General features: G+C 64.7%; 15 protein-coding genes and 1 pseudogene. 12 read left to right on the top strand and 4 right to left on the bottom strand.

The features are described 5' to 3' along the window. Positions 1 to 101: 101 nt before the first annotated feature. The 7 genes and pseudogenes from A7A09_RS16705 (at position 102) to A7A09_RS16675 (ending at position 5959) form a co-directional block, all read left to right on the top strand. Positions 102 to 914, top strand: coding sequence for a glutamate racemase (locus A7A09_RS16705; protein WP_106692459.1), 813 nt, complete (start codon positions 102 to 104; stop codon positions 912 to 914). A gap of 18 nt (positions 915 to 932) precedes the next feature. Further along, positions 933 to 1382 (top strand): cytochrome c maturation protein CcmE, encoded by a 450-nt coding sequence (gene ccmE, locus A7A09_RS16700; protein ID WP_106692549.1) that lies wholly within the window; start codon positions 933 to 935, stop codon positions 1380 to 1382. A gap of 105 nt (positions 1383 to 1487) precedes the next feature. Next, positions 1488 to 2099: a holin-associated N-acetylmuramidase gene (locus A7A09_RS16695; RefSeq protein ID WP_106692458.1), complete on the top strand. Its 612-nt coding sequence runs from the start codon at positions 1488 to 1490 to the stop codon at positions 2097 to 2099. Next, positions 2090 to 2611 (top strand): holin family protein, encoded by a 522-nt coding sequence (locus A7A09_RS16690; RefSeq protein WP_106692457.1) that lies wholly within the window; start codon positions 2090 to 2092, stop codon positions 2609 to 2611. The genes A7A09_RS16695 and A7A09_RS16690 overlap by 10 nt, the downstream gene beginning before the upstream one ends. A 92-nt stretch (positions 2612 to 2703) precedes the next feature. Beyond that, a pseudogene (locus tag A7A09_RS16685) lies at positions 2704 to 4667 on the top strand (heme lyase CcmF/NrfE family subunit). Next, positions 4664 to 5122, top strand: a complete 459-nt coding sequence (locus A7A09_RS16680) for a cytochrome c-type biogenesis protein (protein WP_106692456.1) — start codon at positions 4664 to 4666, stop codon at positions 5120 to 5122. The pseudogene A7A09_RS16685 and the gene A7A09_RS16680 overlap by 4 nt, the downstream one beginning before the upstream one ends. A gap of 66 nt (positions 5123 to 5188) precedes the next feature. Next, positions 5189 to 5959, top strand: a complete 771-nt coding sequence (locus A7A09_RS16675; RefSeq protein ID WP_106692547.1) for an enoyl-CoA hydratase-related protein — start codon at positions 5189 to 5191, stop codon at positions 5957 to 5959. A 189-nt stretch (positions 5960 to 6148) separates the two neighbouring features. Here the strand turns inward: A7A09_RS16675 and A7A09_RS16670 are convergent, their stop codons facing one another. Together A7A09_RS16670 and A7A09_RS16665 are read right to left on the bottom strand one after the other, a co-directional pair. Continuing rightward, positions 6149 to 6850, bottom strand: a complete 702-nt coding sequence (locus tag A7A09_RS16670; protein ID WP_106692546.1) for an NUDIX hydrolase — start codon at positions 6848 to 6850, stop codon at positions 6149 to 6151. Next, entirely contained in the window at positions 6847 to 7260 is a 414-nt protein-coding gene (locus A7A09_RS16665) for a DUF983 domain-containing protein (protein WP_245999415.1), read from the bottom strand. The genes A7A09_RS16670 and A7A09_RS16665 overlap by 4 nt, the downstream gene beginning before the upstream one ends. A 209-nt stretch (positions 7261 to 7469) precedes the next feature. Here A7A09_RS16665 and A7A09_RS16660 point away from each other — a divergent pair, with 209 nt between their 5' ends. The 5 genes from A7A09_RS16660 (at position 7470) to dacB (ending at position 11576) form a co-directional block, all read left to right on the top strand. Beyond that, positions 7470 to 7760 carry a DUF3572 domain-containing protein gene (locus A7A09_RS16660; RefSeq protein ID WP_106692454.1) on the top strand — a complete coding sequence of 97 codons (291 nt, stop codon included), beginning with the start codon at positions 7470 to 7472 and terminating at the stop codon, positions 7758 to 7760. A 78-nt stretch (positions 7761 to 7838) separates the two neighbouring features. Further along, positions 7839 to 8399 (top strand): heme NO-binding domain-containing protein, encoded by a 561-nt coding sequence (locus A7A09_RS16655; protein ID WP_106692453.1) that lies wholly within the window; start codon positions 7839 to 7841, stop codon positions 8397 to 8399. Next, entirely contained in the window at positions 8396 to 9463 is a 1068-nt protein-coding gene (locus tag A7A09_RS16650; RefSeq protein WP_106692452.1) for a GGDEF domain-containing protein, read from the top strand. Before A7A09_RS16655 ends, A7A09_RS16650 begins: the two co-directional genes overlap by 4 nt. A gap of 71 nt (positions 9464 to 9534) precedes the next feature. Next, a complete protein-coding gene (locus A7A09_RS16645; RefSeq protein ID WP_106692451.1) occupies positions 9535 to 10158 on the top strand; it encodes a nicotinate-nucleotide adenylyltransferase in 624 nt (207 codons plus the stop codon). Beyond that, a complete protein-coding gene (gene dacB / locus A7A09_RS16640) occupies positions 10155 to 11576 on the top strand; it encodes a D-alanyl-D-alanine carboxypeptidase/D-alanyl-D-alanine endopeptidase (protein ID WP_245999412.1) in 1422 nt (473 codons plus the stop codon). Before A7A09_RS16645 ends, dacB begins: the two co-directional genes overlap by 4 nt. A 47-nt stretch (positions 11577 to 11623) precedes the next feature. On the opposite strand, the gene A7A09_RS16635 is transcribed toward dacB, so the two are convergent. Beyond that, on the bottom strand, positions 11624 to 12805 hold the full coding sequence (locus A7A09_RS16635) for a vWA domain-containing protein (protein ID WP_106692449.1): 1182 nt from the start codon (positions 12803 to 12805) through the stop codon (positions 11624 to 11626). Further along, positions 12805 to 12969 (bottom strand): hypothetical protein, encoded by a 165-nt coding sequence (locus A7A09_RS20860; RefSeq protein ID WP_170167143.1) that lies wholly within the window; start codon positions 12967 to 12969, stop codon positions 12805 to 12807. Before A7A09_RS20860 ends, A7A09_RS16635 begins: the two co-directional genes overlap by 1 nt. Positions 12970 to 13009: the final 40 nt, after the last annotated feature.

Here is a 13009-nt window from a genome sequence, read left to right as displayed (position 1 = left end):
ATCATGAAAGGGCGCTGGAATCCCGGTCTCAAACATTTGTGTCATTTCCAAATCCTGCGCGACGCCCTAGAACGGCGTCACGCGGGTGAGGGAGCGATGACATGGCGGTCGGGATTTTCGATTCGGGGCTGGGCGGACTGACGATCCACCGGGCCGTTGCCGAGAGGCTGCCCGATCTGCCGCTCGTCTATCTTGGCGACAATGCCAATGCTCCTTACGGGGTCCGTGATGCCGACGATATTTTCGATTTGACCTGCGCGGGTGTCGAAAGGCTGTGGCAAGAGGGTTGCGACCTCGTGATCCTTGCCTGCAACACTGCCAGCGCCGCCGCCCTGCGCCGGATGCAAGAGACATGGTTGCCGGAAGACAAGCGCGTCCTCGGGGTTTTCGTGCCGATGATCGAGGCGCTGACCGAGCGCCGTTGGGGCGACAATTCACCGCCGCGCGAGGTAGAGATCAAGCAGGTGGCGCTGTTCGCGACACCGGCCACCGTCGCCAGCCGGGCATTCCAGCGCGAACTTGCCTTCCGCGCCGTGGGCGTGGATGTCGAGGCGCAGCCCTGCGGCGGTGTCGTCGATGCGATCGAGCAGGGGGACGAGATCCTGGCCGAAGCGCTGGTGACCAGCCATGTCGAGGCCTTGCTGCGCCGGATGCCGCAACCCGAGGCGGCAATCCTCGGTTGCACCCATTACCCGCTGGTCGAGGCCGTTTTTCAGCAGGCCCTTGGTCCGCAGGTGACGGTTTACAGTCAGCCGGGACTGGTGGCGGAAAGCCTGGCGGACTACCTAGAGCGCAGGCCCGAATTCCTGGGCGAGGGCGCGCAGTCGCGTTTCCTGACCACGGGCGATCCGACCCGGGTCTCGGGCAAGGCGGTGCAGTTCCTGCGTCGCCCGCTTCGCTTCGAAACTGCATGAGGAGCCGGGATGGCAGGATTGAAATCACTGAAGAAACGCCGCCGCATCCAGGTTCTTCTGGGGGCGGCCGGGGCATTGGTGATTGCGGTCGCGCTGATCGGTTACGGGTTTCGCGACGGCATCAACCTGTATCGATCGCCCACGCAGGTCAGTGAGAACGCGCCCGCCCCAGAGGAATATTTCCAGCTTGGCGGGTTGGTGAAAGAGGGCTCCATCGTGAATGGCGACGGGGTCGCGTTTGATTTTGTCATCACCGATGGCGCGGTAGAGATCCCGGTGCGTTACATCGGCAATGATCCCCGCCCCGACCTGTTCAAGGAGGGGCAGGGCACCATTGCCAAGGGCTATTACCGTGATGGCCTCTTCGAGGCCCGCGACCTGCTGGCGAAGCATGACGAGACCTATATGCCGCGCGAAGTGATTGATACACTTAAGGAAAGCGGTGTGTATCAGGAACCCGAAAACTGAATTTCGAACGCTTGGCAACGCGCGCATGGTTAAGGCGAGGTTAACCGGCGCGAGGCACCTTGGCCGCGCCCGCCGATTCCGGCGGTGTGGACCAGAGGAGATGCAATGCCAAGCGTCGAAGAAATCGCACGAGAGATCGTCGCCCGCGAGGGTGGATATGTGAATGACCCGGACGATCCGGGCGGAGCTACGAAGCATGGTGTCACTATCGGCACGATGCGCAGGCTCGGGCTGGACCTGGATGGCAACGGCAGGGTGGATAATGCCGATGTGAGGGCACTGACGCCCGAACAGGTCGAGCGGATCTTCATCGAGCATTACTTCCACGGGCCTCGATTGGCGGAATTGCCGCAAACGATACATGCCAGCGTTTTCGACATGTATGTGAATGCTGGCACCAATGCGGTGAAGATCCTGCAGCGCCTGCTGTCGCGGATGGGATTTCCCGCCGTGGCCGACGGGGTGATCGGACCCCGGACCATCGCTGCCGCGCGCGCCGCCGCCAAAGCCGCTCCCGATCATCTGGCCGATGCCTATGGGATCGCCCGGCGCAACTATTATTACGCGCTTGCAGATCGGCGCCCGACCAGCCGCAAATATGCCCGCAGGCGCTCGGGCGGAAAGGGTGGCTGGATCACACGGGCCGAAGAATTCATCGCGCCCCGCTATCATCTGAGTGAAACCGAGCATCGTGAAAGGATCGCGAAATGGGGCTGATCGACCGCCTTGTCGGAGGCGCTCCTGCGGTGACCGCAATCGGAGGTGCCGCGCGTGGCGTGGCCGAGGTCTTTACCCGCAACGCGACACGCCGGATGGAGCTGGACGAAGAGGCATATGCCCGCGCTATCGCTCAGTTTGGTCAGGAGTTTCAACTCGCACCCGAGGGATGGTTCGATCGCTTTGTCAATGGCTTGAACAGGCTTCCCCGACCCGCCCTGGCATTGGGGACGATGGGATTGTTCGTCTATGCCATGCTTGAGCCCGAGGGATTCGGGTTACGGATGGAAGGCTTGCAGCAGGTGCCCGAGCCGCTCTGGTGGTTGCTGGGCGCGATCGTCGGTTTCTATTTCGGCGCGCGTGAGGCGCATCATTTCCGTCATCGCGCCTGGTCCATGCACAGATCGCCTAAAATGTCCGCCGTGCAAGGCAAAACAACCCCCGTTCCTCCAGCCGACAATTTCGCCGATAACGCGGCCTTGCGGGATTGGGCGGCAAGCCTGCGCGGATAGGTCACACGGAAAACTGACAGGCAAAGACCAAGGGGGGACTTTCCCCCCTTTTTTCGTGCCCTTATGCTACGCGCATACGGAGGACTGCCCCCATGATCGCAGAATACGGCCATTTCGCCTGATCCTCGCCTTTGCCGTGGCGCTTTATCAGATGATCGTGCCGATGATCGGTGCGGCAAGGGGATGGCAGGGCTGGATGGACAGCGCCCGCCCCGCGGCCATGGCGCAATTCCTGCTGACCGGGCTGTCATTCGCCGCGCTGACGATGGCTTTCGTGACCTCGGATTTCTCGCTGAAACTGGTCTACGAGAATTCCCATACCGCCAAGCCGATGATCTACAAGATCAGCGGGGTCTGGGGAAATCACGAGGGCTCGATGCTGCTCTGGGTGCTGATCCTGGCGTTGTTCGGTGCGGCGGCGGCAGTGTTCGGGGGCAACCTGCCGCCCAGCCTGCGGGCGCGGGTGCTGGCGGTGCAGGCCTCGGTCGGCGCGGCCTTCTATGCCTTCATCATCTTTACCTCGAACCCGTTCCTGCGGCTGGCCAATCCGCCTTTCGACGGGCGCGACCTGAACCCGCTTCTGCAGGATCCGGGGCTCGCCTTTCACCCGCCCTTCCTCTATCTCGGCTATGTCGGGCTCTCGATGAGCTTCAGCTTTGCCGTCGCCGCGCTGATCGAGGGGCGGGTGGACGCGGCATGGGCGCGATGGGTCCGGCCCTGGACGCTGGCGGCCTGGATGTTCCTGACCATCGGCATCGCACTCGGGTCATGGTGGGCCTATTACGAGTTGGGCTGGGGCGGGTTCTGGTTCTGGGACCCGGTCGAGAATGCCAGCTTCATGCCCTGGCTGCTCGCCGCCGCCCTGCTGCATTCAGCCATCGTCGTCGAAAAGCGCGAGGCGTTGAAAAGCTGGACGATCCTGCTGGCGATCATGGCATTCGGTTTCTCGATGATCGGCACCTTCATCGTCCGCTCGGGCGTGATCACCTCGGTCCACAGCTTCGCCAGCGATCCGGCGCGCGGGATCTTCATCCTGGGCATCCTTGCCGTCTTCACCGGCGGCGCCCTGACGCTTTACGCCGCGCGGGCCGGGCAGATGACGGCGAAGGGGGTCTTTGCCCCCGTCTCGCGCGAGGGGGCGCTGGTGCTCAACAACCTGCTGCTGGCGGTCTCGGCCTTCGTGGTCTTCGTCGGCACCATGTGGCCGCTTTTCGCCGAGATGATGTGGGACCGCAAATTGTCGGTCGGCGCGCCGTTCTTCAACAAGGCCTTCACGCCATTCATGCTGGCACTGGCCATCGCGCTGCCCTTGGGGGCGATCATGCCCTGGAAGCGCGCCACCCTTTCACGGGTGATCCGGCCGTTGCGTGGGGCGCTGATCTTCGCGGCAGCCGTCATGCTGCTGGTCTTCGCGGTCTCGACCGGGCGTTCTGCCATCGCGATCATCGGGGCGGGGCTGGGTGCCTGGCTGATCGGTGGTTCGGTCGCCGAACTGATCCATCGCACCGGCAAATCCGGCCTGTCGCGGTTGTTGCGCCTGCCGCGCGCGGATTGGGGCAAGGCGGTGGCGCATTCGGGTCTTGGCGTGACCTTCATCGGGGTGGCGCTGCTGACCGCCTGGCAGACCGAGGATATCCGCGTCGCCCGGATCGATGAGCCCTTCGATGTCGCAGGTTACCGGATCACGCTGAAGGCGGTGGACGAGGTCGAGGGCCCGAACTACCTGTCGACGATGGCGGTGATGGATGTGGCCAGGAACGGTCGTCATGTCGCCACGCTTCGCCCCGAGAAGCGGGTCTACCCCGTGCAGGCCATGCCGACGACCGAGGCGGCCATCGACAATGGCATCTTCCGCGACATCTACCTGGTGATCGGCGATGCGCAGCAGGGCGGAGGCTGGGCGGTGCGGTCCTATGTGAAACCCTTCGCAAACTGGATCTGGGCCGGAGCGATCCTGATGGCGCTTGGCGGTGTGATCAGCCTGTCGGATCGCCGCTACCGTGTCGCCGCCGGCGCAGGAAAGCGCAGCCCCATGGCGGCGGTGCCCGCGGAATGAAACGCCTGTCCCTGATCCTCGCGTTGTTGATGGCGCTTTTGTCCCCCGCGCTGGCGGTTCAGCCCGACGAGGTGCTGGAGGATCCGGCCATGGAGGCGCGCGCCCGCGAGATCTCGCAAAAGCTGCGCTGCCCCGTCTGCCAGGGCGAGAATATCGACGAATCGAATGCCGCCATCAGCCGCGATCTGCGGCTTTATGTGCGCGAAAGGCTGGTGGCGGGCGACAATGATGACGAGGTGATCGACGCGGTGGTCGATCGCTTCGGGGAGTTCGTTCTGTTCGAGCCGCGTGCCCGTGGCGGCAACCTGATCCTGTGGCTGGCCGGGCCGGTGATGGCGCTGCTGGGGCTGCTGATCGCATGGGTTTTTATCCGAGGTCGATCAGGAGTTACGCCCCCGGCAGCGCCGCTGAGCGAAGCCGAGAAATCCCGCCTGGACGAGATCATGCGTGAGTGACGCAGGGTTGCGCTTTCCCCCCGCGCCAATTTCGCCATCATGGCTGCAAGGAACAAGGGGGATATCATGGATTTCGAAACCATTCAGTTCAGCGCCGAGGACGGCATCGCGAGGCTGGTTCTCGACCGGCCCGACAAGATGAACGCGCTGAACAGCCAAATGCGGGCCGAGATCACGCAGGCGCTGACCTCGCTACCGGATCAGGTGCGTTGCGTGGTGATGACCGGATCGGGCCGGGCCTTCTGTTCCGGACAGGATCTGACCGACGCGAACGCGGCCCGCGATCTCGAGGCGACCTTGCGCGATGAATACGAGCCGATGCTGCATGCCGTCCGCAACTGCCCGGTGCCGGTCATTGCGGCGGTGAACGGCACGGCGGCCGGGGCGGGGGCCAATCTGGCGCTGGTCGCGGATGTGGTGATCGCGGCGGAAAGCGCGGATTTCATCCAGGCCTTCACGCGGATCGGACTGGTGCCGGATGCGGGGGGCACTTGGGCCATTCCCCGCGCCGTGGGTGCTGCGCGGGCCATGGGCATGATGCTGTTTGCCGATGCCATCCCCGCGCGACAGGCCGCCGATTGGGGCCTGATCTGGGAGGCCGTTCCCGATGAAGAATTCGCCGAGCTGGTCGCCGCCCGTGCCCGGCACCTGTCACAGGGACCGAGTTCGGCCTATCTCGCGGTGCGGCAGGCGGTGTCGGCCTCTTTCGACAATGACCTGGAGGAACAACTGAAACTGGAGGCGAAGCTGCAGGGACAGGCCGGGCGCAGCAGCGATTTCCGCGAAGGCGTGACGGCCTTCCTCGAAAAACGCAAGCCGCGCTTCACGGGGCATTGAAACCCGTCTGAAGGTCTCCGGATTCCACAGGAACCGGGTACCCCTTCTTCTTTGCTGAAATACCTTGCGGGGGTCGCCGGCAGGGCGCGCCACTGGTTCGAGAACCAGCCGGCGACGGGGCGCAAAGCCCCGGCCATCGGGGGACGCAGGCACCGCATCCAGGGCCTGAACCCTGTCCGCCGCCTTCCCCTAGATGATCTGCGCGAACCGGGGCGCGCTGCCGCGATTGTCAAAGAACGGCACGGTATCGGGCACCGGCAGCGGATCGTGATGGGCGACGGAGCCGGTCAGTTCGGCGGTCTCGGCCAGCACCACCTCGGTGATGAAGGGCAGGTTCAGCGCCCGCGCCTCGGCCAGCGGCACCCAATGCAGATGCGACAACTCGTCGCAGGCGCGGCCGAAATCATCGGGATCCCCGCTGATCGCATCCGCATCCATGACGAAGAAACGGGCGTCGAAACGGCGCGGACGGCCCGGCGGGGTGATGGCCCGAAAGACGTAATGCAGTTTTGACGCATCGGGGCTGAGCCCGGTTTCGGCATAGCCCGGCCAATCGCTGCGGGGTCCCTGCTCTTGCTCTGCGCCGACCAGCAGGCCTGTTTCCTCGGCCAGTTCGCGCAGGGCGGCGGCCGCGATGGCATGGGGATCGGGGGTCAGGCCATCGCGGGGCTCCTCCAGCAGGCGGCGCCGGCTCACCTCGTCAAGCGGGCGGGCCAGAGGGGCCGAGGCGTCGGCGATATCCACCGCCCCGCCCGGGAAGACATATTTCGACGGCATGAAGACCGCCTTGGCGCCGCGCATGCCCATCAGCACCGAACTGCTCCCGGCATGACGCCGGAGCAGGATGATCGTCGAGGCGTCGCGGATCGGGGGACTGTCCTGCACCGTCATGACGCGGCCGCTTCGGGGGCCGAGCCGAAGCCATGCATCCGGCGCGCCCATTGCAGCCCGACCATGCCGCCCTTGATGCGCGGCAGCAGCAGCAGCGAGAGAACGACCGCACCGATGCCGAAACTCAGGATCATGGTCATAGCCGAGGGCCGCCAGGCCATGTAGCAGGCCAGCAAGAGCGGCGCGCCCAGATGCGAGACCAGCAGGATCGTCAAATAGGCGGGCCCGTCATCGGCGCGCTGGTGATGCAGCGCCTCGTCGCAATTCGGGCAATGATCGGCGACCTTGAGAAAGGAGCTGAACAGCCGCCCCTCTCCGCATGCGGGGCAGCGGCCACGAAACCCGCGCAACATCGCCTCGCGCGTCGGACGCTCGGTTTCGCCGGGGCTGTCGGTTTCGATCTGGCTCATTCCGTCTTCTCCATTCGCAATCCGCCTTGCCGTGGGGCCGGGTTCCCTGCATGACCCGTCGGGTCGTGTCCGGGTTGTCGGGGCCATGCGGCGAATGGCGGCCGCCTTGTTTCGTGCCGTCAACATAGTGACTTGACGCCCGCGAGGCCAGAGTTTGCTGTAGGGCTGCGCGACTTTGCCGCGGATCATGCAAGTTCAGGAGGTGAGAGATGAGTTATTCGGCGGTCGCCGCACAGGAACTCGCGGTCAGGGCATTGGTTCATATCGCGGAACATCCCGATCTCGCTTCGGCCCTGCTGGCCACGAGCGGGCTCCGGCCCGAAGCGCTGCGGCAGGCGGCAAGGGATCCCGATTTCTGCGTGCATGTCCTGGATTTCCTGCTCGAAGATGATCGCCGCGTGCTGGATTTCGCGCAATCGCTGTCGATCCGTCCCGACGAGGTGCTGTCCGCACGCATGGCGCTTGCCGGTCCGGGCAGCTTCGGATGGGAGCCGGACTGAGGCCCGGCGCTTCGGACCCGGCCGGCTTTCCACTTCCTTTACGATTCCGCGCTATGGATCGCCTGTCCGGAGGTGAACATGCATTGGCTGGTCCGAAGATCCATCGAGTCGTTCCTGCGGGAAACCTATTCCGATCAGTTCTGGCTGCGCGTATGCCAGCGCTCTGGGGACGATGCGCTTCAGCGTTACGTTTACGATCGCCACAGTATCGATCTGATCTCCGACGCTGCGCGATTCCTGGACAAGCCCGAAGACGATTTGCTTGAGGATCTCGGCGCCTGGATCGCCCGGCGGAGGCGAGTAAGGCGCCTGCTGCGCTTCTCGGGGCGGAATTTCCCCGATTTCCTGCTGAATCTCGAGATGCTGGCGGACCGGGTGCGCATGGTCATGCCGGATTTCTTCATGCCTCGGGTGCAGGTTTTCGAGGATGGTGCCGATTGCCTCCGGATCGATTTCCCGCCGGACGGGCATGACTGGGCTTGCTGCATGGCGGGGCTGATCCGTTGCATGGCGGATGATTACGGCGCCCTGGGCCTGATCTGGATCGGTGAGAACAGCGTGACGGTGCAGATATCGGACGGCTCCTTCGCCCCCGGACGAAGATTCCTGCTTGGCGGGGACGAGGAGGCGGCGCGATGAATGCCGGGTTGGGAAAGATCCTGTCTCCGGAACGGGTTCTTCTGGGCGCGGATGATCTGTCGGCGCTCATGCCCCAGCACCTGCTTGTCGATGCGCAGGGGCTCCTGCTGGGTGCCGGACCGACCACCCGGAAGATACTGCCCGGGAATGCGCGGTTCCTGCATGACGCCTTCGTGATCACCCGGCCGATCACTGCCGCTCCCATCGCAGAACTGCTGAGCGAACTGGTCGAAAGCAGTGACCGGATCGAGCTTCGACTGACGGCGGATGCCAAGGTCAGGCTGCGCGGCCAGGTCGTGAGACTTGCAGATGACATGTTCCTGCTGGACCTGGGATTCGGGATGACCCTGCCCGAGGCGGTCAGAAGGCTGAAACTGGACGAGGGGGATTTCGCGGCATCGAGTCTCGCCATGGAATTTCTGTTCCTGCATGAAGCCAATCACGGAATCCTGCGGGAATTGTCGCTTTTCAATACTCGGCTCAACGATGCGCGCAGCGAGGCCGAGGACCGTGCCTATACCGATCCGCTGACCGGATTGCGGAATCGCCGTGGCCTGGAACTGGCGCTGGACATGGCGCTGCATGCCACCCGCGGCAGTGAAGAGGCCCGGGGTTTCGGCGGTTTTGCCGTTGCGCAGGTGGACCTGGATCACTTCAAGGCGGTCAACGACCTGTATGGGCATGCCGCGGGGGACGATGTGCTGCGCCATGTCGCGCGGGTGCTGGGAGAAGCGATCCGGGACGGTGATGTCGCCGCCCGGACCGGGGGAGATGAATTCGTCCTGATCCTGCATGGTGCGACCAATCACCGGGCGTTGCGCAAACTGGGGCAGCGGATCATCAGCGAGATCCGCAAACCCATCGAATCCGGCCCCAATCTCTGCCATGTCGCCGCCAGTATCGGGCTCACCATATCAAGCAATTACGACGATCCGATTGCCGAGCAGCTTCTGGCCGATGCCGATATGGCGCTTTACGAATCCAAGAGGGCGGGACGGGGGAAGGTGACGATCCTGACCGGCTCATTGCCTCCGGCCACACCCTTGCGGCCGGTCACGAAGTGATCCCGCACCACCCATTTCCAAATATGCGATCCCACGTTGGCATGGCGCGGGCGATCCGCTAAGTCGGGCCGATGACGGTGAGAACTCCCATTGTGCGGCCGGGAATGCGCGTCGGCCTTCTGGGCGGATCCTTCGATCCCGCCCATGAAGGGCATGCGCATATCACCGAATTCGCCTTGCGCCGTTTCGGGCTCGACCGGGTCTGGTGGCTGGTCAGCCCCGGAAACCCGCTGAAGGAGCATGGTCCCGCCAGGATGGACGAACGGTTGGCGGCGGCCCGCCAGGTCATGCGCCATCCCCGGGTCGAGATCACCGATATCGAGGCCAGGCTTGGCACGCGGATGACCGCTGACACGATTGCCGGACTTCAGCGGCTTTGTCCCGCCGTGCAATTCGTCTGGCTGATGGGATCGGACAACCTGGTACAGTTCGACCAATGGGACCGCTGGTCCGAGATCGCGGCGCGGGTTCCCATCGGGGTGTTGGCGCGGCCGGGATCGCGCCTGGCGGCCCGGCAGTCGCGCGCGGCGCAGATCATGCGGGCAGCAAGGCTGCCCGAAGCTTATGCGCGCCTGTTGCCGATGATGAAACCGCCCGCATGGGTGCTGCTCAACCTGCCGATGTCGCCGCTTTCCTCGACGATGATCCGGCAGGGGCGGAACGGGCGGACAGACAAGGAAGGGATGGCAAGGTGAGCCTGATTTCCAGACGGGCGGTCCTGACCGCTGCGCTTGCCGCCGGTCTGACAGGCCGGCAGGCTCTCGCCCGGGACATGGCCCTGGGCCTTGCGCAGCGGCCACCCGTCAAGCCGGTGCCGGGAAGCGCGTCGCTGATCGCCCGGGCCGATCTTTCGGGGCAGGTCTGCTATGCGGTGTTCGATCCGTCGGCTGGTGCGATGCTGGAGGACGGGGCGGGATCGGCATCGCTTGCGCCGGCCAGCACGCTCAAGATGGTGACGGCGCTTTACGCATTGGACCGCCTGGGGCCGTCGCATCGGTTCCGCACCCGTATCCTGCGCGCGGGCGACATGCTGGTGCTGGCGGGGGCCGGGGATCCGGTGTTGTCCAGCGACGATCTGGCGGATCTGGCGGCGAAGCTGGTGGATACGGGGCAGGGATCGCCCAAGCGTTTCGCCATATGGGGCGGTGCGCTGCCGCGGATCGAAGAGATCGCCCCGCCGCAGGCCGATCACCTCGCCTATAACCCGGCGCTCTCCGGAATGATCCTGAATTTCAACCGGGTGCATCTGGGTTGGCGGCGCGGGGGGGACAGCTACGAGGTCTCGCTGGAGGCGCGTGCGGCCCGGAATTCGCCGCGCGCCTATACGATCACCGCCCATCCCGCCGCGCAGCAGGACCTGTTCGGCTATCGCTTCGACGATGGGCGCGAGGTCTGGACGGTTTCGCGTAGCGCGATGGGCCGGGCTGGCAGCCGCTGGCTGCCGGTCCGTCAGCCCGAGCTTTACGCGGGTGACGTGTTCCAGACCCTGTGCCGCGCCAAGGGGCTGGTCCTGCCCGCGCCCGAGGTGATCGACAGCCTGCCCGCCGCCGAGGAACTGGTCAGCCATGAAAGCCCGCCGCTGAGCAGGGTGGTCGAGGAAATGCTCTATTACTCGACCAATCTCACCGCCGAGGTCATCGGCCTGCATGCCAGCGGCGCGCCGGACCTGACGGCTTCGGCGGCGAAGATGCGGGAATGGGTGGCGGCGCAGGGACTGTCCGATGATTTCAGTTTCGCCGATCATTCCGGCCTTTCCGCCGAAAGCCGGGTGAGCGCCGTGGCGATGGTGCGGTTACTGGCGGGACCGGGGCTTGAGGCCGGGCTGCCCGATCTGCTCAAGCATAACCCACTGGCCGGGGTGGCGGACGACGACACCCCCCACCGCGCCGAGGTCTTCGCCAAGACCGGAACCCTGAATTTCGTGTCGAACCTTGCCGGATACGCCATCGCCCCCTCGGGACGACGACTGGCTTTCGCGACGCTATGCTCGGACGGTCCGCGCCATGCGGCGACGCGGGGGCAAGAGATGCCTGCGGGCGTCAGTAGCTGGACCCGGCGCGCGAAGAGGCTGCAGCATGAACTGATCGAAAGCTGGGTGGCGCGTTTCGGCTAGGGCGGTTCGGTCCAGCCCGGGAAACCCGGGCGGGACGGACGGGCAGGCTATCCCAGGACCCGCATCGCCTGCGTCAGCCCTTCCAGCGTCAACGGCATCATCCGGTTCTCGAATATCTGCCGGACCATGGCTATGGACTGGGTATAGCGCCAATGCGTCTCGGGCACCGGGTTCAGCCAGACATGGTCGGGCCATGTCTCGCAGATGCGGCGCAGCCAGATCTCGCCGGGCTCCTCGTTCCAATGCTCATTGGCACCGCCGGGCACGGCGATCTCGTAAGGAGACATCGAGGCGTCGCCTATGAAGATGCATTTGTAGTCGCGCCCGAAGCGATTGAGGATGTCCCATGTCGGTGTCTGCTCGGTCCAGCGGCGGCGATTGTCCTTCCAGAGCCCCTCGTAAAGGCAGTTATGGAAGTAGAAATGCTCCATATGCTTGAATTCCGCCCGGGTGGCCGAGAACAACTCGTCCACCAGCCTCGTATGGTCGTCCATGCTGCCGCCCACGTCGAGAAACAGCAGCACCTTGACGGCATTGTGCCGCTCGGGCCGGGTCTGAACGTCGATATAGCCGTGATCGGCGGTGGCGCGGATGGTGGCGGGCAGGTCCAGTTCCTCGTTCGCGCCATGGCGCGCCCATTGCCGCAACCGTTTCAGCGCAACCTTGATATTGCGGGTGCCCAGTTCCACGCTGTCGTCGAAATCGCGGAATTCGCGCTTGTCCCAGACCTTGACGGCGCGGCGGTGGCGGCTTGTCTGCTGGCCGATGCGCACGCCCTCGGGATTGTAGCCATAGGCGCCGAAGGGCGAGGTGCCCGCGGTGCCGATCCACTTGTTGCCGCCTTGGTGGCGGGATTGCTGCTCGGCCAGGCGCTCGCGCAGCTTCTTCATCAGTTCCTCGAAACTGCCGCTACCCTCGATCTGCGCCCGTTCCTCGTCGGTCAGCAGCTTTTCGGCCAGTTTTTCCAGCCATTCCTTCGGAATTGCCTGTTCATGCAGCAGCGCCTCGACCGGGATATGCTCCAGCCCGGCGAAGGCCTCGCCGAAGGCGCGGTCGAAACGGTCGATATGACGCTCGTCCTTGACCAGCGCGGCGCGGGCGAAATGGTAGAAACCATCGACTGACCAGCCGGTGACACCCGCCTGCATCCCTCCCATCAGGTCGAGCCATTCGCGCAGGGAAACGGGCACCCCTTGCCTGCGCAAATGGTCGAGGAAGGGAATGAACATCACGCCATCCGGTCGATGATGACGGTGGCGAACAGGCCGAGCACCGCGAATGCCAGCGCGAAGGCGGCGGCATATTGGGCGCGATCGCGGCGATTCCCGCCAAGCGTGGCGGCGCGGCGCCAGCCCAGCAGGGCACCGATGACAAGGGCGGCGATGACAATCATGATGGCCTCGGTAGATCCTTTGCATCAGCGAATAGACCGT

This window comes from Paracoccus methylarcula, assembly GCF_003007735.2.
GTDB lineage: Bacteria > Pseudomonadota > Alphaproteobacteria > Rhodobacterales > Rhodobacteraceae > Paracoccus > Paracoccus methylarcula.
Note: the sequence above shows the minus strand (reverse complement) of the source record. Positions and strands in the feature narration are given on the sequence as shown.